The sequence below is a fragment of the Flavobacterium sp. K5-23 genome (genome assembly GCF_023278045.1).
Classification (GTDB): Bacteria; Bacteroidota; Bacteroidia; order Flavobacteriales; family Flavobacteriaceae; genus Flavobacterium.
In genome coordinates, this window is sequence record NZ_CP056783.1 from 2,149,228 (window position 1) to 2,170,713 (window position 21,486).

The 21,486-nt window shown below is 33.3% G+C and carries 24 protein-coding genes; 2 read left to right on the forward strand and 22 right to left on the reverse strand.

The window, feature by feature from the left end; all coding sequences use genetic code 11:
• Nucleotides 1-158: 158 nt before the first annotated feature.
• Both FLAK523_RS09365 and FLAK523_RS09370 read right to left on the reverse strand, forming a co-directional pair.
• Nucleotides 159-932: a sulfite exporter TauE/SafE family protein gene (locus FLAK523_RS09365; protein WP_248902851.1), complete on the reverse strand. Its 774-nt coding sequence runs from the start codon at nucleotides 930-932 to the stop codon at nucleotides 159-161.
• Between the two features lie 10 nt (nucleotides 933-942).
• On the reverse strand, nucleotides 943-1,470 hold the full coding sequence (locus FLAK523_RS09370) for a GNAT family N-acetyltransferase (RefSeq protein ID WP_248902852.1): 528 nt from the start codon (nucleotides 1,468-1,470) through the stop codon (nucleotides 943-945).
• Between the two features lie 211 nt (nucleotides 1,471-1,681).
• On the opposite strand from FLAK523_RS09370, the gene yaaA reads away from it, so the two are divergent.
• Nucleotides 1,682-2,440, forward strand: coding sequence for a peroxide stress protein YaaA (gene yaaA / locus FLAK523_RS09375; protein WP_248902853.1), 759 nt, complete (start codon nucleotides 1,682-1,684; stop codon nucleotides 2,438-2,440).
• Nucleotides 2,441-2,480: 40 nt separating this feature from the next.
• Here the strand turns inward: yaaA and FLAK523_RS09380 are convergent, their stop codons facing one another.
• From FLAK523_RS09380 to FLAK523_RS09400, 5 genes are all read right to left on the reverse strand, one after another.
• A complete protein-coding gene (locus FLAK523_RS09380) occupies nucleotides 2,481-2,828 on the reverse strand; it encodes a hypothetical protein (protein WP_248902854.1) in 348 nt (115 codons plus the stop codon).
• 228 nt (nucleotides 2,829-3,056) lie between these two features.
• Nucleotides 3,057-4,640, reverse strand: coding sequence for a DHA2 family efflux MFS transporter permease subunit (locus tag FLAK523_RS09385; protein ID WP_248902855.1), 1,584 nt, complete (start codon nucleotides 4,638-4,640; stop codon nucleotides 3,057-3,059).
• 109 nt (nucleotides 4,641-4,749) lie between these two features.
• The gene (locus FLAK523_RS09390; RefSeq protein WP_248902856.1) at nucleotides 4,750-5,829 is read right to left on the reverse strand and encodes an HlyD family secretion protein; all 1,080 of its coding nucleotides are present in this window, start codon (nucleotides 5,827-5,829) and stop codon (nucleotides 4,750-4,752) included.
• A gap of 12 nt (nucleotides 5,830-5,841) precedes the next feature.
• The gene (locus FLAK523_RS09395; protein ID WP_248902857.1) at nucleotides 5,842-7,164 is read right to left on the reverse strand and encodes a TolC family protein; all 1,323 of its coding nucleotides are present in this window, start codon (nucleotides 7,162-7,164) and stop codon (nucleotides 5,842-5,844) included.
• 63 nt (nucleotides 7,165-7,227) lie between these two features.
• Nucleotides 7,228-7,875: a TetR/AcrR family transcriptional regulator gene (locus tag FLAK523_RS09400; RefSeq protein ID WP_248902858.1), complete on the reverse strand. Its 648-nt coding sequence runs from the start codon at nucleotides 7,873-7,875 to the stop codon at nucleotides 7,228-7,230.
• Nucleotides 7,876-8,594: 719 nt separating this feature from the next.
• Between FLAK523_RS09400 and FLAK523_RS09405 the strand changes: the two genes are divergently transcribed.
• The gene (locus tag FLAK523_RS09405) at nucleotides 8,595-9,152 is read left to right on the forward strand and encodes a DUF4494 domain-containing protein (protein ID WP_248902859.1); all 558 of its coding nucleotides are present in this window, start codon (nucleotides 8,595-8,597) and stop codon (nucleotides 9,150-9,152) included.
• Between the two features lie 216 nt (nucleotides 9,153-9,368).
• On the opposite strand, the gene FLAK523_RS09410 is transcribed toward FLAK523_RS09405, so the two are convergent.
• The 15 genes from FLAK523_RS09410 to FLAK523_RS09475 form a co-directional block, all read right to left on the reverse strand.
• Nucleotides 9,369-9,989 carry a hypothetical protein gene (locus tag FLAK523_RS09410; protein WP_248902860.1) on the reverse strand — a complete coding sequence of 207 codons (621 nt, stop codon included), beginning with the start codon at nucleotides 9,987-9,989 and terminating at the stop codon, nucleotides 9,369-9,371.
• 168 nt (nucleotides 9,990-10,157) lie between these two features.
• Nucleotides 10,158-10,676: an N-acetyltransferase gene (locus FLAK523_RS09415; RefSeq protein WP_248902861.1), complete on the reverse strand. Its 519-nt coding sequence runs from the start codon at nucleotides 10,674-10,676 to the stop codon at nucleotides 10,158-10,160.
• A gap of 336 nt (nucleotides 10,677-11,012) precedes the next feature.
• Entirely contained in the window at nucleotides 11,013-11,135 is a 123-nt protein-coding gene (locus tag FLAK523_RS15230; RefSeq protein WP_256469076.1) for a hypothetical protein, read from the reverse strand.
• Between the two features lie 202 nt (nucleotides 11,136-11,337).
• Nucleotides 11,338-11,538: a hypothetical protein gene (locus tag FLAK523_RS09420; RefSeq protein WP_248902862.1), complete on the reverse strand. Its 201-nt coding sequence runs from the start codon at nucleotides 11,536-11,538 to the stop codon at nucleotides 11,338-11,340.
• A 261-nt stretch (nucleotides 11,539-11,799) separates the two neighbouring features.
• Complete coding sequence (trpA, locus tag FLAK523_RS09425) at nucleotides 11,800-12,561, reverse strand: tryptophan synthase subunit alpha (RefSeq protein WP_248902863.1); 762 nt, start codon at nucleotides 12,559-12,561, stop codon at nucleotides 11,800-11,802.
• A 55-nt stretch (nucleotides 12,562-12,616) separates the two neighbouring features.
• Nucleotides 12,617-12,937 carry a gamma-glutamylcyclotransferase family protein gene (locus FLAK523_RS09430; RefSeq protein ID WP_248902864.1) on the reverse strand — a complete coding sequence of 107 codons (321 nt, stop codon included), beginning with the start codon at nucleotides 12,935-12,937 and terminating at the stop codon, nucleotides 12,617-12,619.
• Between the two features lie 157 nt (nucleotides 12,938-13,094).
• Complete coding sequence (trpB, locus tag FLAK523_RS09435; RefSeq protein ID WP_248902865.1) at nucleotides 13,095-14,276, reverse strand: tryptophan synthase subunit beta; 1,182 nt, start codon at nucleotides 14,274-14,276, stop codon at nucleotides 13,095-13,097.
• A 20-nt stretch (nucleotides 14,277-14,296) separates the two neighbouring features.
• The gene (locus FLAK523_RS09440; RefSeq protein WP_248902866.1) at nucleotides 14,297-14,920 is read right to left on the reverse strand and encodes a phosphoribosylanthranilate isomerase; all 624 of its coding nucleotides are present in this window, start codon (nucleotides 14,918-14,920) and stop codon (nucleotides 14,297-14,299) included.
• Nucleotides 14,921-15,018: 98 nt separating this feature from the next.
• Complete coding sequence (gene trpC / locus FLAK523_RS09445) at nucleotides 15,019-15,804, reverse strand: indole-3-glycerol phosphate synthase TrpC (RefSeq protein WP_248902867.1); 786 nt, start codon at nucleotides 15,802-15,804, stop codon at nucleotides 15,019-15,021.
• 85 nt (nucleotides 15,805-15,889) lie between these two features.
• Nucleotides 15,890-16,882 (reverse strand): anthranilate phosphoribosyltransferase, encoded by a 993-nt coding sequence (gene trpD / locus FLAK523_RS09450; RefSeq protein WP_248902868.1) that lies wholly within the window; start codon nucleotides 16,880-16,882, stop codon nucleotides 15,890-15,892.
• Between the two features lie 68 nt (nucleotides 16,883-16,950).
• Nucleotides 16,951-17,517, reverse strand: coding sequence for an aminodeoxychorismate/anthranilate synthase component II (locus FLAK523_RS09455; RefSeq protein WP_248902869.1), 567 nt, complete (start codon nucleotides 17,515-17,517; stop codon nucleotides 16,951-16,953).
• A 94-nt stretch (nucleotides 17,518-17,611) separates the two neighbouring features.
• Nucleotides 17,612-19,012, reverse strand: a complete 1,401-nt coding sequence (locus FLAK523_RS09460; protein ID WP_248902870.1) for an anthranilate synthase component I family protein — start codon at nucleotides 19,010-19,012, stop codon at nucleotides 17,612-17,614.
• Nucleotides 19,013-19,290: 278 nt separating this feature from the next.
• Nucleotides 19,291-19,857, reverse strand: coding sequence for a YceI family protein (locus FLAK523_RS09465; protein WP_248902871.1), 567 nt, complete (start codon nucleotides 19,855-19,857; stop codon nucleotides 19,291-19,293).
• Between the two features lie 384 nt (nucleotides 19,858-20,241).
• Entirely contained in the window at nucleotides 20,242-20,808 is a 567-nt protein-coding gene (locus FLAK523_RS09470) for a YceI family protein (protein WP_248902872.1), read from the reverse strand.
• Between the two features lie 39 nt (nucleotides 20,809-20,847).
• Nucleotides 20,848-21,480 (reverse strand): NAD(P)H-dependent oxidoreductase, encoded by a 633-nt coding sequence (locus tag FLAK523_RS09475; protein WP_248902873.1) that lies wholly within the window; start codon nucleotides 21,478-21,480, stop codon nucleotides 20,848-20,850.
• Nucleotides 21,481-21,486 lie beyond the last annotated feature (6 nt).

The window sequence follows — 21,486 nt, forward strand, 5'->3', positions numbered from 1 at the left end:
TATTGATTCAATTTAGATTGGTACAGACTAATTTTATGGAATGTTTATTAGAAATACAAAAATAGCGAAATACTAATGATTCCCATAATGGAAACTAATAATTATATCTAATTAATGATAGATAAATACTATTTAAATCTAACTCGTCTTGATTGAATTTATATTATCCCAAAAATTAATAGAATAGCAAAAAGAATCAACATGGCCGTAACAATATTCTGGAGTATGGAAACGGTAACTTTTTTAACTAATTTGTTACCAAAATAAGCACCAATAAATGCTGATAATGTTGCCATTGTTAGTAACATATAATCTAATTGATTGTGATTAGTTATTATTTGTTTCGAATAAATTGTCAGTCTTGAAATATCTATTAAACAAGCGATTACTACTCCTGTGGCAATGAAAGATTGTGGTGAAAGCTTTGCTCTAATTAAAAAAGCGGATCTCAAAGCACCTTGATTTCCTGATAGTCCTCCAAAAAAACCACTTAAAACACCTCCAATAGGCAGGTATTTTTTATCAAACTGTAATCGGGTCAATCTAGGGATAACTTCAAACAGGGAGAAAAACAACAATACAATCCCAATTATTAATTTTACTGGCATTATTTCAAAATGATGCTTTCCCATTTGATAATCATAAAGCGGCTTCATTTCTGTCAATTGCGAAAGGGTGTACGCCCCCAAAAATGCAAAAAGAATGGCAGGAATTCCAAAACGCAATACGACACCTAAATTAGCGCTTCTACCTAGTAAGAATAGTTTAAAAATGTTGTTCAAAAAATGAACTATTGCGGTGAGCATAATCGCTAATTCGATAGGGAAAAACAATCCAAAAACAGGAACTAATAGTGTTCCTAAACCAAAACCGGAAAACAGTGTTAATCCAGAACCTAGTAACGCAACAAGACAAATGATAAAATATTCCATTAAAGTATAATTATTGTTTTTTTATTTGAAGTTTCATTAACAAATCCGTTTGTTGATCATCGCCTAATGTAAATACATGGGAATCAAATTCAACAAATCCATTTTTTTTATAAAAATTAAGCGCTCTGTGGTTCTCTTCCCATACGCCAAGCCAAATATAATCGACATTTTTTTGATTGGCAATTAATAATGCTTGCTCCATAAAAAGGGGACCTAGTTTTTTTCCATGAAATTCCTGAAGCACATATATGCGGTGAATTTCCATAGCCTGCTCGTTTATTATTTCGGTTTGTGCTTTGCCAAAATTCAGCTTTAAATATCCCAGAGTTTCATTCTCAATTGTGGCTAGATAGAAATGGGAATCGGGATTTAATAGTTCACTAGTTAATTGTTCTGTATTAAAATTATCCCGAACGTAATTATCCATGTTTTCGACACTGTTTACATCTGAAAAAGTCTCAATAAACGTATTGATGCTAATAGTTCGCAGCAAATCCAAATCGGATAGGGAAGCCTTTTTAATTTCGATTATATTCATAGTTAAATAAATTCTGATTTAATAATAACGAAGCGTTGGAAGTGTTTTTTAAAAACGTCAACTAACGGTTAAAACAATAAAAGTCAAAAATACTATAAATAACTTTCGAGACAATTATTATTTCTATGAACAAATCAATTTATAGGTTCTGATTTCTTGTTATCAATTTGTACTTTTGACCATTGTTAAAAACATTGAAACAGGATTATTTATGAAAATTGTTATCTCCCCAGCTAAGTCTTTAAATTTTGAAAAAGAATTGCCTACCACTAAATATTCTGAATCCTCATTCCTAAAAGAATCAAGGATTATTCATAAAGTTTTGAAACAAAAATCTCCAAAGGATTTATCTGAATTGATGCATATTTCAGATAAATTGGCTGATTTGAATTGGCAACGCAACCAGGATTGGAAAACGCCTTTCAATCAAGACAATGCTCGTCCGGCGGTTTATGCTTTTGACGGGGATGTGTACACCGGTCTAGATGCCTATTCGATCCCAACAGATAAATTAGACATACTTCAAGACAGCTTGCGCATTTTATCCGGTTTATACGGATTCTTGAAACCCTTAGATTTAATGCAAGCCTACCGCTTAGAAATGGGGACTAAAATACCTATAAATGACAGTAAAAATCTATATGAATTCTGGAAAGAAAATTTGACTAAAGCCTTGAACAAAGAGCTTCATAAAGAGGAGTTGTTCATCAATTTAGCGAGTAATGAATACTTCTCAGCAATTGACGTAAAAGCGTTGAAAGTTCCTGTAATTACGCCAGACTTCAAAGACTATAAAGAGGGTAAATTGAAAATAATCAGTTTTTTTGCCAAGAAGGCGAGGGGAATGATGGTGCGTTACATTATCGATACTAATGCCCAGACGATTGATGATTTAAAAGGTTTTAATTACGAAGGATATCAATTTGATGCTAATTTATCAAGTGAGCACAACTTAGTATTTACCAGATAGGTAGTGTTATTTTTTTGTTTTTACAAAATAAGAATTGGTGTTATGGATGAATATATTCTTCAAAATCTCTAGAAGACGCTCTCGTTAGTTTTTTATGGTCTCTCGAGAGTTCCATCATGGCGTCTACTCCGTTTTTCGCACATCTTTTTACTCGGGTTAATCGAGTGGAAAACTCTTCCAGTTTAGTAGCATCGTTAGGTTCTAATTTGTGTTTTATCTTTTGCACAAATTCTTCAAATTCAGGAATAACAGCACTGTTTTCATTATAATCAGATTTTAAATCTTCTACAAATTCATCAATCTCTTTACTCATATCATTAGAATAGTACTCACTTTTAACTCTAATTTCCTGAATGATTTTTTTCAAATTGTTTCCAAATAATCCCATAGTCCAATTTTTTTTAAATTCAACCTAACTATTTAACTAACAATCAAATATATGAATTTTTTGAAAATATTTAATTATTAATGGTTGTTATTTTTTAATGGAATTATTTTTTTTCGAAAACACCATTAAGCTGTATCCTAAAAACAAAAAACTCCGAAAAATAATTTCCGGAGTTTTGATATGCTTGTATAGCTTTATCAATTCTTTTTAATACTGTTAGTGTACCTATTAATGCATGGCATCAGCAGGGTTAATTTTGTTTTTGCCTTTTTTAATTAAAAGTATAAAAGGGATACATAACAAAAATAAAATCCCCAGATACATAAATAAATCTATGTATGACAAAACATTGCTTTGAACGATAACCTTAAACTCAATTACTTTGTATGCTTTTTGTAAAGATTCATTGGCACTGAACCCTTTAGCCATAAACCCCTGTTGCAACTGGTGTACAGTTTGTTGAACGGTATAAGATGTTTTGTCTAAATGCGAGACTAGATTTACACGGTGCTCTTGATTGAAACGGGCAATAAAAGTGGTAATAATCGCGATACCAAACGAACCTCCTAATTGACGCATCATTCCAGTGAAAGCGGCTCCCTCACCTATACTTTTACCTTTAAGAGTTGATAAAGAAAGTGTAGTAATGGGAACAAATAATAATCCTAAACCAATTCCCCTCCATATTAATGGCCAAAACATATGTTCAGCTCCTGTATCAGGGGTAATCACCCGACTCATCCAAAAGGTGAATACGAAAAAAACCAAGAAACCCACTGCTACCATATATGCTTGCGGAACCCCTTTTTGAATTGCTTTTCCTATGAATGGCATCATCAATCCAGTGGTAATCGAACTCGGGATTAAAAGCAACCCTGCATCCAGAGCACTCCATCCCAAAACGGATTGTGTGTATATTGGAATTAAAAAAGTAGAACCATATAAACCAAAACCAAGGATAAAACACATAATAGTTCCCACCCTAAGATTAGTGTCTTTCAAGACTCTTAAATTCACTATTGGGTGTTTATAGGTAAGTTCTCTCCAGATGAATAATAACAGTCCCAAAACAGTCACTACACTTAATGTAATTATTAAGTTATTATTGAACCAGTCATCTTGTTGCCCGTGTTCCAATACAAATTGCAGCGAACCAATAAAAGAAGCCAAGAAAACAATTCCCCACCAATCGACTTGATTTGCTTTTAGTTTCTCACCGTATTTTGGACTCTTTACAAATGCCATTGTTAATAATGTGGCTATAATCCCTAGAGGAATATTGATGTAAAAAATATAAGGCCATGAAAAATTATCCACGATATATCCTCCTAAAGGCGGTCCAAGAGTAGGGCCAACTATAACTCCCATTCCATAAATTGCCTGTGCCATTCCTCTTTTGGCAACAGGATAACTTTCAGTAATAATAGTTTGCGCAGTTACTAATAAAGCTCCTCCACCAAGTCCTTGAATAAATCTAAAAGCAACTAATTCCCAAATATTTGTTGCGTTTCCACAAAGGAAGGAAGCTACAGTAAAAATAATGATGGATGCCGCAAAATAATTGCGTCTTCCAAATTGTAGCGACAACCAACTCGTCATTGGGATTATAATTACGTTTGCGATGGCATAGGCTGTAATTACCCAAGCAACATCAGTTAAAGAAGCACCAAGGCTTCCTCGCATATTGTTTAGCGCCACGTTTACAATAGTAGTATCAACAATTTCCAGCATAGCGCACAGCACTGCCGTAATGGTAATAATAACCCTTCTGAAACCGTATTCGACTAAATCGTCTTCTCCTGTATCAACCATTTTATACTTATTATAATTGTCTTTTTATTTCAAAACGACAGTATGATTCCCATTTATCAATAAACGGAACTATTTCATTATCTAAATTTCAGGATCTAAAAAACGGGAATTAATCTAAATGGACATCCACATAAACATTCATTCCTGGACGAAGTAATTTTATTTTTTCAACATCATTAGAAGCATTCAATCCAATTTTTACGGGTAATCGTTGAATCGTTTTTACAAAGTTACCTGTTGCGTTATCTGGAGGAAGTAATGAAAATTTAGCTCCGGTTGCAGGGGAGAAAGAAGTGATTGTACCTTCAAATTTATAATCTGGGTAAGCATCAACTTTAATAATTACTTTTTGGCCAATAATCATTTTGTTTAATTGCGTTTCCTTGAAATTAGCAGTAATCCAAGCCTCATTGTTATTAATGATATAAAAAAGAGACTGTCCTGGCTGTACCAGTTGACCTGGTTGTATATCAATTTTAGAAACCTGACCATCAATAGCTGCAGTGATAACAGTATAGGTTAAATTAAGTTTTGCCGCGTTTAGCATCGCCTGAGCTCTTTTTATATTGGCGGAAGCCACATCAGTCTGCTTGTCAGAAACTTTCGATTTAGCCACTACAACTGATTTTTGATAAGCACTCGCTTTTTGTTGTTGTTGTAAAATACGCAACTGACTTTCGGCTTCTTGTTTAGTTGCCAAGGCTTGTTCGTATTGTTGTTTCGTAATTGTATGACTTTTATATAAATTGTCATATCGGTTGAAATCACTAGATGCACGACCTAATCTAATTTTAGCCGTTTCAATATTCCCGCTTGCTGATTGCACATTAGCATCAGATACCGAAATACTGGCCAAAACGCTTCCGCCATCTGCTTTTGAAACTTCAAAATTCCCTTCTGCTGCAGATAATGCTGCAGTTGCTTCGTCAATTTTTAACTGATAATCTCTTTGGTCGATTGTAAATAAAGTATCTCCTTTTTTTACATAATCATTGTCTTTTATAAACACCTTACTCACGTATCCTGAAACACGAGGGATTATAGGATTCATATTTTTCTCTATTTGTGCATCGTCTGTTTCTTCGTGAGACAAAGAATGGACGTATTTATAGGTTCCGTAAGTTCCACCCAAAACAATTAAAACCGAAAGGATAATAATAAATTTAGTGTTTGTTTTTTTCTTTTCCATCTGTGGTTTTGATTATGATTTTGAATGATTGAATGATTGTGATAATTGTCCGGTAACAGAAAGCAATTCATAATATTTTTGAATTACGTTAGCTTTCGATAAAGCATTATTGATTGTCGCATTTAATTGCTCCACATCGGCTTCCAGTAAATCGTTTGTGTCCGAAAGTCCGTTGTCATACTTGTCTTTTATGATTCTATAATTTTCTGATGCTTGCTCCACAGCTTGATTATAAACTGTTCTTTGTTTCTGAGCTAAATTATAATCTTCAATCGCTTTCTGAACTTGAATTTTTATATAATCCGTCAGCATTTCTTCGGTATTGTGTAATTCAATCGCTTTACTTTCGGCAATTTTCACCATAACCCCGTTTTTAACTATTGCTCCCAGATCATAAGAAATCCCAACACCAAAGTTCATAGCATTTTGAACTGTTATTACATTTTTAAGGTCTAATGCAGTGTAACCGCCAAGAAGCGCAATCGATGGGTAATAAGCACTTCGTGCCATTTTGATATTTGCCTGACTTGCTTTTTCTTGAAAATGAATGGCTTCTAGATCTTTTCTGTTTTGAAGAGCAGGTGATTCATTTGATGGGGTAGTTCCCATTTTAAAATCGGCGAAATCACTTTCACGAACTTCTAATTCGGTTCCCGGAGCCAATTTTAAAAGGCTAACTAAGTGAAAATTGACAATGTTCAACGTGTTATTAGCCTCGTCCAGAGAAAGCTGAATTTTTGAAACTTGTAATTGTGATTTCAGTAAATCATTTCTTGGAATGATTCCGTTTTTCTCTAATTCAATAAAATCAAGAACACGCTGTTCGGCTCTTTTTTGGTTTTCTTCAAGAAGTTCTACCGTTTTTTGAGCTTTAAAAAGACCCGCATAATAATTAATCACTTTCATAGCTACATCTTCCTTTGTTTGTGAAGCCGTTGCTATTTCGGCCTGATACAAATTATCGTATATTTTAATGCTATTTTGGATTTTAAAACCAGCAAATACAGGCACACTCGCACTGACTTGACCTATCATTAGTTGGTTTACTACCGGTAGTGTTTGTGAATTATTGTTGTTAATCTTAAAATCTACATCTGCTCCTGCTAATCTTTGGTACTGACCTGCAACTTTCAAATCTGGGTATTGATTGTTTTTTATGGATTGCAATTCAAATTTTTTAGTTTCTGCCTTTGTATTGGCTAATGAAACTTCGTTGCTTTTTGTCCACGCAAAATGTATGGCTTCATCGAGTGTCAAACTCGTTTTCTCTTGTGCTTCTACGGTGGGAATTCCAATAAGGAAGATACCAAAGAATAGGAATTGACTAATTTTCATACTTAGATTATATTTGTTTTTATTGGAATATGGAATTTGTACTCGTTTTTATGATATGTAGCATTACATTTCTGTAGCGCTCACGTCATATACGAGAAGTGCTTTAATTGTTTGTTGAATGTGTTTTGTTAGATTTGTTTTAATGTAATTATTGAATAATTCCTCAGAGTTCAGGTTTAATAAATCAGAGAAATAATCTTTATTCATATGGAAATGAAAAAAAGTACCCAAAATTGTAGGTGTCAATAAAGGGATTGAAATATCTTTTCTAAAAACTCCTTTTTCCTGACCTTCTTTGATAATGGTTTCAAGCGTTTTAAAATTGCTTTTTCTCAACTCATAAAAAGCATTGATATTGATTTCTTCTTTTTTAGTGGCTTTCTCAAAATGTAAGATTCTGTAAATTCCTTTATTGCAATTTATCTTATGGATATAAATCTCAATCAGTTTATTGATTTTATCAATAGGTTCTAGATTTATAGTTAATAAATTATCTATCTGAATCTTTAAATCTTTGGTTCTAAATATTACCAAGGATTCTAGTAATCGCTCCTTTGACCCAAAATAATAGGACACCATAGCGATATTAATTTTCGCTTCTTTTGCTATAGTTCTTATTGATGTACCATCAAATCCTTTCTCAGCAAATAAGTTTTCTGCCACCTGAAGAATTTGAATTTGTTTGTCGTTAAAATCGCTATTGAATGGCATAATTTGAGTTTGTCAGACAAAATTAAACAACTGTTTAAATTAAACGCTTGTTTAATTTTATTTTAACTCAATATTAACAATTTAAAAAAGTGATTATGGGTAAGGGTTTTTGATACTTCGTGAAATTTTTCTATAGTACATTATTACCCAACTTCCAATGACGTTTTGTTGAAAGTAAAAAATTATGTTTCACTAATTTTCTTTTTTGCTTGATCAAAAAAGAAACAAAAAAATCAAGTCTACACTCCCTCGTCGGTCAAATTAGTTTTCGAAGTAGCTTCGCTCTATTCGCCTGCGGCTCGGGTCTAAAAGAAAAGAACTCTCCGCCGCGGCGGATCAAACAGCTTTTCTTTTTACTTATTCTTCAAACATTTGACACTCGACTGCGGAAGCTAAGGACAATTGAACCTCGTGAATTATAGCAATTTTAGTTTGTAATTGAATTCGACTTAAAACCTCAAACGTCATTTTTTTTTAATATACCTCGAATTGACGAATCCTTAAATTTAATGGTATAGTACTAGAACTTTTGAAGGGAGCAAAATATAAGACAAACGTATTTTTCAGAATAACAGTTTGTTAAGCAAATAAATAATGCTTCAATAATGTAAATAAAGATCAATGCTTCCTTTTTTCTAAAATTGTGAATATCTATTTTATGAATTGTGATTATTTTTTCCTCAAAAATCTATCTTTGACATCCTTAAAAAAATAGAATTATGAGCTCAACTTGGTACGAATGCAAAGTAAAATATAGAAAAACAGATGAAACTGGATTGCAAAAGGTGACTACTGAACCTTATCTAGTTGATGCACTATCTTATACAGAAGCGGAAAGCAGAATTAACGAAGAGATGTCGGCATATATCAGTGAAGAGTTTAAAATCACGAATATTAAAGTAGCGAATTATGCTGAAATCCACCCATTTGAAAATAGCGACCGTTGGTTTAAATCAAAAGTGTCATTATTAGCTTATGATGAAGAAAGCGGAAAAGAACGCAAGACAAATATGTATATTTTATTGCAAGCCAATGATGTGAAAGAAGCTTTTGATAACACAACAAGTGTAATGAAAGGGACTATGGGCGACTATAGTATTCCGGCTATTTCTGAATCTCCTATAATGGATGTTTTTCCTTATTTTTCTGGTGAAGAAGGTGATCTGGAACAAATAGAAAAGTTCAACGCGCTTAAAGCTTCAAGACCTGAAGTAGCAGTAGAAATAGAGGATCATATGGAATTTGAAACAGCACCTGAAGAAGAAGCTGCAGTTTAATTCTAACGATATTTTTTTATATTACCGCAAATTCGCAAATTATATAAACAGTGATTAATTGTTTTAATTTGCGAATTTGCGGTGTTTTACTTTTTAAGCTTTTCTTTTAATGTGTTAGAATGCCGAATTCCTCGAATTCAATTCCTTAAATATTGGGGTTTTAGGCAACAAAGCTAGAAGCATTTGTCTTTCGAACATTAGAAAAAGGGTTGTATATTAATGATAATTAGGATAAAAGAGAATCTCTTTTTTATTGTTTGTTATATTCGAAATCCTAATTTGTTTTAAACAAGCTCCTTTTTCATCTTTAGCAACACAGTTTATTTGAACTTCGTCAATGAGTTGATCATTTTTGTCCTTGACAACAATTTTAGAAAGTTCATTGTTGGTATAAAAAAAATACTGTGTGTGAAAAGTGGTAAAATTATCAACTATTTTATTGATAGTCCCATCTTTATTATAATGATAAATGGCTTCATTTTGTTTGTATTTTTTATTAGTGTAACAGCTAATTCGTTCCCTTTGTTTAGGTTTCCAACGTGTTTTACAATAATAAGGTTCTTTATCTGGATAGGTTTCTTTTACAAACCATAATCGCTTTTCAGTTTCTTGTAAAAGGTTACCTAAAGAATCTACAGTTTTAGTATTTTTTAATCGACCGTTTTTAGTAAAAACCATCTGTTTCTTTTGTAAAAGCTTTTTCTGATTATTTACCACTACATAAATTTCTTCAGTAGCAGATTTTACACCTTCAGGAAGAAGCAGTTTCTTACTGTCCTTTTTTGTAGCACAGGATTGGAATAGTAGGAGTAAAATATATAAATAAATAACTCTCATAAACTTTAGTTTTAACTACCTACTAATTTACGTATATAAAACAGAATCAAGATGTTAAAAATTTAATAAAGAAGTGGTTTGTTTTAAGTTAGTAAAAAAAACCACCGCAAATTCGCAAATTACAATAACAGTTTTAATTTGCGAATTTGCGGTGTTTTACTATTTATATTAGTCCAGTTTAGTCAGTACTTTTTCGTAAGCTTTTCTTGGGCTTCCTCTAAAAAACACTTCTCCACATAAAGTATAACCCAAGTTTTCAAAAACTTTCATCATAGCAATATTGTCAAAATTAGTGTCTGCCTTTACGCTATATATGTTGTTTTGAAGTGCAAAATCTTCTATATATCCAATAATCATTTTGGCTAAACCTTTACCTAAATATTGTTCAGAAAGGGCAACTCTATGAATTACTACAAAATCATCGATAGTTAACCATTTTCCTTCAATGTTATCATATGCAGGTTCGTAATTCATTATCACCGCACTGTACCCAATGATTGTTTCTCCTTCGACCAAAACAAAACCCTGACCTTTTTCAATGTCTTTTTGTACCACATCTGGATTAGGATATCCGTCTTGCCATTGATTACTTCCGTCTTTTTTTCTTCGAATGATAGCCTGCTGCAGTATTTGCCATATTGGAGTTGTTTCAGACATCTCCGCTTTTCTAAAGTTATAATGAATCATTGTGATTTTAAATTTCAATAAAAATACTTATAATTCTTGTGATTTTGTCTTTTCAAGAATGTTTTGAAAAGAAGTCAGGAGATATTAAAAATGTAAACTTACATAATTACTTAAAAAAGCGCAAAGTCAGGAGAGTTTGCAGAACTAAATGATAATATTTAGGGTATGATATATTTGTCTCTTTTTATTCAATTTTTTTCTGTAAAATTCCCCAACGTTCCCGCACTTGTGGCTGTTGCGGACTTTGAAGACGAGTATTTTCGGCTAAACACAAATATCTCAAATACAAAACCAACTTCAAATTAAGCCAAATACCCTAATCACGCCAAACAGCTGTTACATGCAGTTTTTACATTGTTTTCTGTCAATACCATTTAATTCAGGAAATCCTGTCAAGTCAATGTCTGTAAGTATTTCGAAATACTCAACCAATTGTGGGAAAATTTCAGGTTTTATCATTTTTCCTTTTTCTAAGCAGTGTATTACTTCATTATTGTTTAATATATGCAACTCAACTAATCGTTCATTATATTGTTTTCTTAAATTACTCGGCGTAAAAGCTGTATTATAACAGTCTTTGCAATTATGAAAAATCTGTCCGACTTTTTCAAAAGTATTTAATTTAAATAAATATTCGCTCCAACTATTAAAAAATGATTTGTCAGAATTTCTTAGGTTTATTCCAATTAGTTGGATTAGTTTGATTTTTTTTCTCTAAAAATAAATCATCATTATATTCATCAATTGTAAAGCTTACATTATTTAATCCAATTATTATATCAGCTTTCGGTAATAATATGTGAGTTCCATCTATAACTTTTGCTTGTTTTTCAAGCCACTTGTATTGTGATATAAATTTCATAGGATTTCGTTTTCGATAAAATTGCAGGCAACTTTTATATAGGTCTGATTAGAGTCAGACTTTATCTATTATCAAATATATAATAATTATCTTATAAAAGATCTTGGTAAATTTTTTAAATTCAGAGTTTTCTTATTTTAATAATTCTTAATTATTAAAATAAATAGTAGTAAAAGGAGCTTTTATTTTGTGAAATTAGGCGCAAAAAAGCGACATTTAAATTACTTAAACGCCGCGTTTATTATCTAAAAAAGAGGTTATTTATCGAATCACTTTCACAAATTCGGCAATTTTTCCAGTACCGTTTTCGGTTAAATACGTGATGAATGCACTGCCTATAATAGCGCCTTTGGCAAATTGAGTCGCTTGCTTGAAGGTTTCGGCATTATTGATTCCGAAGCCAATGACTTGTGGGTTTTTCAAATTCATATCGGCAATGCGTTTGAAATAATCTTCCTGTGTGCTTCCAAAACCAGATTGCGAACCTGTAACACTTGCTGAACTTACCATATAGATAAACCCATTAGAAACGCTGTCGATAAAATGAATGCGCTCGTTAGAAGTTTGTGGCGTGATCAAGAATACATTGATTAAGCCGTATTTTTCGAAAGTTGCTTTGTATTGGTCTGCATATACATCAACTGGAAGGTCAGGGATGATTAATCCATCGACACCTATTTCTTGACATTTCTTGCAAAAATTTTCCACTCCGTATTGCAATATTGGGTTGAAATACCCCATAATTACTAAAGGAATCGATACCGTTTCCCGAATAGTTGCCAGTTGGTCAAACAGTAATTGAGTTGTCATTCCGTTATGCAATGCTTGGGTTGAGCTCGCTTGAATCGTTGGTCCATCAGCCAGTGGGTCGCTGAATGGTAAACCGATTTCGATCATATCGACCCCGTTTTTTTCTAAATCTTGAATGATTTGTACCGTATCGTTTAGACTAGGATATCCTGCTGAGAAATAGATGGAAAGTATCTTCTTGCCTTCTTGTAATTTTTTATTTATTCTGTTCATTATTGTATATTTTATCAGATGTGGTATCTGTCTAGCGCTTTTATTTTATCCTTATTTATGTAGCGGCTGTAAATGCCCAAGCCACTTCATTAGATTTTAATTGAACTTGAATTCGCTTGTAATGTTTTCCTTCATAAGTATCAGCAAGTTGCAGTTCTCGTAAAGTTAATTCATAGAGTATCCCATTAATGGAATCTTCCGGTTTCTGGGTTGGCGTAATTATAGGATAGGTGTCAATCCCGTATTCTTCTTCAATTTTGATCTCTTTTACAGCATATCCCACTAATGAATCTGGAACTCCTTCCAGTATTCTACCAAATACGGTTTCTTGGATGTCTTTCTCCCTTAAGTTCCCGTAAGCAAATAATTTTTCCATGGCTTTTGTTTTAAAGTTTAATAAAAAATCCAAACATCTTATATCTAATTTGCGTTAGGGATGGAAGCGGTATCCCACGCTTTTTTGCGTGGATATAGCGTACAGCCCGCCCGCTTTTTTGCGGGAACGCCCTAAAATAAATTCAGTGTATACCCAACTATAATTTGAAATAATCGATATACGTATTTAAATCCTTGTCGCCTCGTCCCGAAAGATTGATAACTACAATATCGTCTTTTTTAAATTTCATTTCGTCCAGAACAGCAAAGGCATGCGCGCTCTCGATGGCGGGAATAATTCCTTCCATTTTTGACAATTGCAATCCCCAATTCATTGCTTGTTCATCAGTGATTGAAATGAATTGTGCCCTGCCCAAAGCAAATAAATGCGCGTGCATAGGCCCAACACCGGGATAATCTAAACCTGCCGAAATCGAATACGGCTCGGTGATTTGCCCATCAGGGGTTTGCATCAGCAGAGTTTTACTTCCGTGAATGATACCCACTTTCCCAAGTGCAGATGTAGCAGCACTCTCGCCCGAATCAACGCCTAAACCAGCAGCTTCGACAGCAATTATTTTCACGTCTCTTTCGTCCAAAAAGTGATAATAAGCACCGGCAGCATTACTACCACCACCTACGCAAGCAATCACATAATCAGGATTTTCACGGCCTTCTTTTTCCAGTAACTGCTCTTTTATTTCCTTAGAAATGACACTTTGAAAACGCGCCACCATATCCGGATAGGGATGCGGTCCTACCACTGATCCAATGATGTAATAGGTATCTACGGGATTGTTAATCCAGTCGCGAATGGCTTCGTTAGTGGCATCTTTTAAGGTTTTTGAACCTGAAAGTGCGGGACGAACTTCGGCACCTAGCATTTTCATACGCGCTACGTTTGGAGCCTGACGTTTGATGTCAATTTCGCCCATATACACGATACATTCCAGCCCCATCAAGGCACAAACCGTTGCTGTAGCCACTCCGTGTTGACCTGCACCAGTTTCCGCAATGATTCGTTTTTTACCTAAACGTTTGGCTAATAATATTTGTCCAATAGTATTATTGACTTTGTGCGCTCCTGTATGACATAAATCTTCCCTTTTTAGGTAGATTTTAGCGCCGTATTTTTCAGATAAACGTTCCGCAAAATATAGTGGAGTAGGGCGACCTACATAATCTTTTAATAACAAATCAAATTCAGCCTGAAATTCAGGATCTGCAGTGATTTTTAAATAGTTTTGGCGTAGTTCTTCAACATTTGGATATAACATTTCAGGAATGTAGGCGCCTCCAAATTCTCCGTAATAGCCTTTTTCGTTAACGTGAAAACTCATTTTGTTTAAAGTTTTAAAGTTTAAAGTTTCAAGTTGTTGGTGAAACTATATAATAATTCTGTATTTTTTAATCCTGGTTCTATTTCAAATTTACTATTTATATCAATTGCATAAACGGGTAAATTTATTTTTAATATTTCGTTCACAGCATCCATTTCATCTATTCCTATTCCGCCACTTAGAAAAAAGGGTTTTGAGGAAGTATAATTTTCTAATACTTTCCAGTCAAATGTGGTTCCGTTTCCTCCTGGCAACCTTCCTTTGGTGTCAAAAAGGAAGAAATCACAAACCGATTCAAAAGGAATAAGCTCTTCAAAATTAAAGGTATCCAAAATTGAGAATACTTTGATGATTTCGATATTTTCTGGTAATGCTTTTTTTAACGCTGTACAAAACAGAACTGATTCTTTGCCGTGAAGTTGTACTGCTTGTAAATCGTGTTTTATCACTTTTTCGACAATAATAGCTACCGATTCATTGACAAAAACGCCTGTCTTTTTAATTGATTTTGGCAATTCAGGAATCACACCATCAAAATACCGAGCTGATTTTTCCCAGAAAATAAAGCCCATATAATCGGGTAGGAGCGTGCCTACTTCGATAATGTTTTCGGGAAATTTCATTCCGCATATTTTGAGTTTCATAATCTTTTATTTAACGTATTTAACCACAAAGTTCACAAGGGTTTCGCGAAGTTCACTAAGCTGTGCTTGATTTTTATTCTAAAATCTATACTCTTACCCTAATGGGCTAGTTGTTTAATAAATTCTTTTGCTGCTTTTCCTGCATTGTCGGTTTTCATAAAGTTTTCACCTATTAAAAATCCTTTGTATCCATAGGGTTTTAATTCGGTTATCGCTTCAATGGAACTAATGCCACTTTCAGAAACTTTCACGAATTCATCCGGTATTTGTGACGCTAATTGCTTGCTGAAATCCAGACTTACTTCGAATGTTTTTAGATTTCGGTTATTTACGCCTATCATATCTAACGTTGGCATAATTGATTTATCCAATTCTTCTTGATTGTGCACTTCCAATAAAACATCAAGACCTAAGCTTTTAGCAAATTGGGATAATGATTTAATCTCTTCACGTGTTAAAACTGCAGCGATAAGCAATATTAAATCGGCTCCATACGCTTTGGCTTCCAGGATTTGATACTCGTCTACGATAAATTCTTTTCGCAATAGCGGAATTTTTACTGAGGCTCTTGCCAAAAGTAAATCGTCTAATGAACCACCAAAATATTTCCCGTCCGTCAAAACCGATATTCCGCAAGCGCCTGCTGATTCATATCCTTTAACGACTTCCTCTACAGTGAAATCTTGATTGATTATCGATTTAGACGGAGATCGACGTTTGTGCTCGGCAATGATTCCAGAATTGCTGTTTCTTAAATTTTGACTCAAAGAAATAGTTTCTTTTCCAAAGAAAATGGATGCTTCCAATTGCGAAACCGGTATGATGGATTTCTTGAGAATGACTTCTCGTTTTTTATCTACTATTATTTTATCAAGTATATTCATTGTTTTATGTTTAAAGTTTTCTTTGTTTAAGGTTTAAAGTTCCCTGTTTGAGTAACTTTAAACCTTAAACTTTAAACTATTTTTTTTACTTACTTAATTCTTGCAACGTTTTCAACGCTTTCAATCCTTTACCAGAAAGCAAACTTTCTTTAGCTTGTTCAAATCCTTCAAGTGGAGAACATTTAGTAACCGTTGCAATTGCCATTCCTGCATTGGCACAAACCACATTGTTTTGGGCTGTTGTACCTTTTCCAGAAATGATGTCCGTGAATAATTGCGCCGATTCATCAATTGTTGTTCCGCCTTCGATTTCGCTTTGCGTTAAAAGAGGTACTTCAAAAGTCTCGTGGGATAAAATTCCTTCCATACTGCTGGTAATGATCTTTGTGGGACTTGTCAAAGAAATTTCGTCATAACCGTCAAGCGAATGAAGGATGGTGAAATTCACATCGGTATTTTGATACAAATAAGCATACATTCTGGCCAGTTCCAGATTGAACACTCCCACCAATTGATTTTTTGGGAAAGATGGATTGACCATTGGCCCCAGCATATTAAAAAACGTTTTTACTGCTAATTCTTTTCTAATTGGGGCTACATTTTTCATAGCAGGGTGAAAAAGAGGTGCGTGTAAAACGCAGATCCCAGCTTTATCAATTGACTTTTCAAGAAAATCAGAGTCATTGCTAAATTTGATTCCTAATTTCTCCATCACATTACTTGAACCAGAGATAGAAGAAACACCGTAATTACCGTGTTTAGCCACTTTTATTCCGGCTCCCGCTGCAATGAAGGAAGCTAGAGTCGATATGTTGAAAGTGTCTTTTCCATCGCCACCAGTTCCGCATAAATCGATTGTGTTGTAATCTGATAAATCGATTCGAATACACAATTCCAATAACGCTTCTCTAAAACCGGCAAGTTCTTCAATACTGATGCTTCGCATCATATATACGGTAAGAAATGCCGAAATTTGACTTGGATTATAACTTCCGTTGGAGATATTAACTAATACGTTTTTTGCCTCTTCTTTCGAAAGCATCTCGTGATTGATTAGTCTATTTAATATGTTTTTCATTTTTTATTTGTTTAAAGTTTCAGGTTTAAAGTTTCAGGTTCTACAAACTGAAAACTGATTACTGAACACTATGCTTTCACCCAATTCTCTAATATTTTCTTGCCGTTTGGTGTCAAGACGCTTTCAGGATGAAATTGTACTCCACGTACATCATAAACTTTATGACGCAAGGACATTACCTGACCATTTTCGTCGAAGGAAGTTGCTTCCAGGACATCAGGTAAATTAGCATCAACCACCCAAGAATGGTATCTTCCCACTTCAAATTCGTTTCCTAATCCTTCAAACAACAATTCATCATCAACCACCGTTTTTACCATTGTGGCTACACCGTGATATACTTTATCCAGATTAGAAAGTGTGCCGCCAAATACTTCTCCTATGGCTTGTTGTCCAAGACAAACGCCAAAAATGCTTTTGGTAGAAGCATATTTCCGAATCACTTCTTTCAATAACCCAGCTTCATCAGGAATTCCAGGTCCTGGAGATAATAATATTTTATCAAAACGGGCTATTTCATCAATATCAAATTCATCGTTTCGGTATACGGTTACTTCACAGTTTAAATCCTCTAAGTAATGCACTAGGTTGTAAGTGAAGCTATCGTAATTGTCTATGACTAGTATTTTTTTCATTATTTTATTGAAAAATTGAAAGATTTAAAGATTGAAAAATTGTTGTTTCTGAGTAATCTTTAAATGCTTAAATTATTAAATCTTTTAATTGTTTTTATATTGTTTCTGCCAAATCTAGCGCCGTATTCAAAGCCCTTAATTTATTGTACACTTCTTGCATTTCGCTTTCTTCGTCTGAGCTGGCCACAATTCCGGCACCTGCTTGCGAATGCAATTGGTGGTTTTTACTCAGGAATGTCCGAATCATTATAGCATGATTAAAGTTACCTTCAAAATCCATAAATCCTATAGCTCCACCATAAAAATTACGGTTTGTCTTTTCGTATTCCTCAATCAGCTGCATCGCTCGATGTTTTGGTGCTCCGCTTAATGTTCCTGCTGGGAAAGTATCGGCAACGACTTGCATTGTAGTGGCGCTTTCGTGTAAATTTCCAGTCACTTTGGAAACCAAATGGATAACATGGGAGAAAAACTGTACTTCTCTGTATCTCTCCACATTCACATTGTGACCGTTACGACTTAAATCATTTCGAGCCAAATCCACCAGCATTACATGTTCGCTGTTTTCTTTTTTATCTTCGGAGAGTTGTTTAGCAAGTATAGCATCTTTTTCATCATCACCTGTTCGTTTGAATGTTCCGGCTATAGGATGAATTTCGGCTTTTCGGTCTTTGACAATAATTTGTGCTTCGGGTGAAGACCCAAATATTTTAAAATCACCGTAATCAAAAAAGAAGAGATATGGCGATGGGTTGATGCTTCTCAATGCTCTGTAAACATTAAATTCATCTCCTTTAAATCCTTGGGTAAATCTTCTGGATAATACGAGTTGAAATACATCACCACGGAAACAATGTTTTTTGGCTAAAGCCACATTATGTTTGAATTCTTCGTCTGTTAAATTCGAAAAACCTTCTCCTTCTTTAGTGAATTTATAAGAAGCAATATTGCGCGATTGTAACAATTGTTCAATTTCCGAAATATTGTTTTTACCATCAACGCTATGACAGAAAAGATAAGCTTCATTTTTAAAATGATTGATAGCTATGATATTTTGATACACGGCATAATATACATCGGGGATAGAAATACTATTGTCTTTCTTGGCAATGTTTAGCTTTTCAAAATAGCGAACTGCATCATAGGAAATATAGCCAAATAAGCCATTATTGATGAACTTAAAATTATTTTTTTCTGATTTAAATTGATGCGAGAACTCCTGAATAATTTCAGGAACATTAGTAGTTGAATCGATCAATTGTTTTTCTGAAGTTCCGTCTGGATAGCTTTTATAAATAGTTTCGTTTTCTATTTTTATCGATGCAATAGGATTGCAACATATATAAGAAAAACTATTGTCACTCCCGTGATAATCGCTACTTTCCAGCAACAGGCTATTTGGGAATTTATCACGTATTTTTAAATAAACGCTCACTGGAGTAATCGTGTCAGCGAGTATTTGTTTGTGTTTCGTATTTAGTGTATATGATTTCAAGTTGTGTAAATTTTAATGTTTAAAAATGTAATGATCAAAAAATATTGCATAAAAAAAAGGCTTGTCGTGATGACAAGCCTTTTTATATTTATAGTTAAAATAATACTATAGGAGCTTAGTTCACGACGTTTGACGTAAATTATTCCACCACCAAGTATTGTTTAATATCGTTTTCATATTTTTTTCTTGCAACAAATATATAAATGTATATTGATTAATCAAGCAGGATGATTAAAAATAAATTCTATTTTTTGTTTTAATTTGTTAAATAAATTTATTTAGAAAGCTAATTCAACAGCCAAATCGAAGTTGTCGTATATGGTTTTGTTTCCTAAATCTTCAAAAAAGCTTCCGGATCCATACCTGATGTCGTATTTAGTTCGATCGATAACTAAGTTAGTAGAAGCAGTGTTTCCTTTCACGGCAAGATCAAATTTGATAGGTTTTGTGATTCCTTTTATGGTTAAATCTGCAATAATTGTGTAGCTGTTATTTCCTTTGTTTGCGATAGTTTTAAAAACTAATGTAGAAGAAGGGAAATTATTAACGCCAAAAAAGTCATCGGATTTTAAATGACCTTCAAGATTCGTTTTTCCTTTTCCGTTTTGATCCGTGTTAGATATTGAAGTCATATCAACGGTGAAACTTCCGCCAGCAACAGCTTTGTCTTTGAATACTAGATAACCATCTTTTAAATTGATCGTTCCTTCATGTTGTCCTGTTAATTTTTTTCCAAGCCATGTGATTTTGCTTTTTGAAGCGTCAATAACCGAAGTTTGTGCTTCTACATTTTCAAAAGCAAAAAGAACCAGTAGCGCAAGCACAATTGTTTTTAATTTTTTCATTTTGGTATGTTTAAAGTTAATTGTTAAAGACTGTCATAAAATAGTAGTAGGAATGTTTTATGTATTTTCAAAGTTAATTAAATGATTTTGGAATTACTAATATTATTGATAAACAACTGATTAATGGTTTTTGTGTTCTTTCAATTATACCATATAAGTCATTTAAGTTTTATTTTTCTACTTGTTAACCTTACTATGGTGAACTTATATTCTTAAAAGCTTTTAGTTGAATTTAAAACAGTACTTAAACGCATTTTTACATTTTCTAGATTGTCTTGTATGTTTAAATTTAAATAATGAGTTTTATTATAATAATTTCGAATTATAAAAAAGAAACCCCCAACAGTTATTGATGGGGGTTCTTGAATTTTTATGAAATATGAATTAGATTTTCAAGGAAACAGCCAATTCAAATTCGTCATTGATAACTTTGTCACCTAAGTTTTCGAAGAAATTTCCTGATTTATATTTAATATCATATTTAGTTCTGTCAACTACTAAATTAGTAGTGGCAGTGTTACCATTAACAGTGATATCAAATGTTATTGGATTTGTTTTTCCTTTGATTGTTAAATCAGAAGTTACTCTATAAACGTTTTTTCCTTTGGCTCCAATAGTTTTGAAAACTAAAGTTGCCGTTTGAAATTTATCAGTACCAAAGAAATCATCTGATTTCAAGTGTCCTTCTAAATTTTCTTTACTTTTTCCCTCTAAATCAGTAGTAACAATAGAAGCCATATCAACAGTGAAATTTCCACCTACTAATTTAGTTCCTTTGAAAACTAAAGCCCCGTCTTTTAGGTTTATAGTTCCTGAATGTTCTCCAGTAACTTTTTTACCTACCCAGTTGATAGTACTTTTTGAAGCATCTACTTTTTTTGTTTGTGCTGTCATCGATAAAGTAGATAGAACTACTGTTAATGCAAGGGCAATTGATTTTAAATTTTTCATGTGTAATGTAATTTTAGTAAAATTGTATTTGATTAATAATTATAGTGTAATAAATAATTCGGTATTTGATTTTCTAACTTTTTTGTAATGTTGAGTAGCGTCTTCTTCGTGGCGGTATCCTACTGGAGCTATTACAACTGCATTTAGGTTTAGTTTTTCCAACCCTAAAATTTCATTGAATTGTGAAGCATTAAAGCCTTCCATTGGAGTTGAATCAATATTTAATTCAGCCGCTGCGTTCAATAAATTACCTAAAGCTAAATAGGTTTGTTTAGATGTCCAAATGTTTTTAGCATCTTCTGGCATTGGATTAATGGTTCCTTTCATAAAGTCTCCATAACCTGCCAATGCTTCAATAGGAAGTTCTCTTATTTCGCTTGCATTTTTCAAATAGGCATCAATTTCGGTATTTCCAACATTCGTTTGATTTGCAAACACAAATAAATGTGAAGCTTCCGTAATTTGTGTTTGTCCGTATGCAGCAGGCAATAATTGTGCCCTTAATACTGGATTTTCAATAATTAGTACTTTGTAAAGTTGTAATCCGTAAGAAGAAGCACTTAAGCGAACCGCTTCTTTCAATGTATTTAAATCGTCTGTTGCTATTTTTTTTGTTGTATCAAATTTTTTTGTTGCATAACGCCAGTTGGCATCTTTTATAAAATTGCTCATTGTATA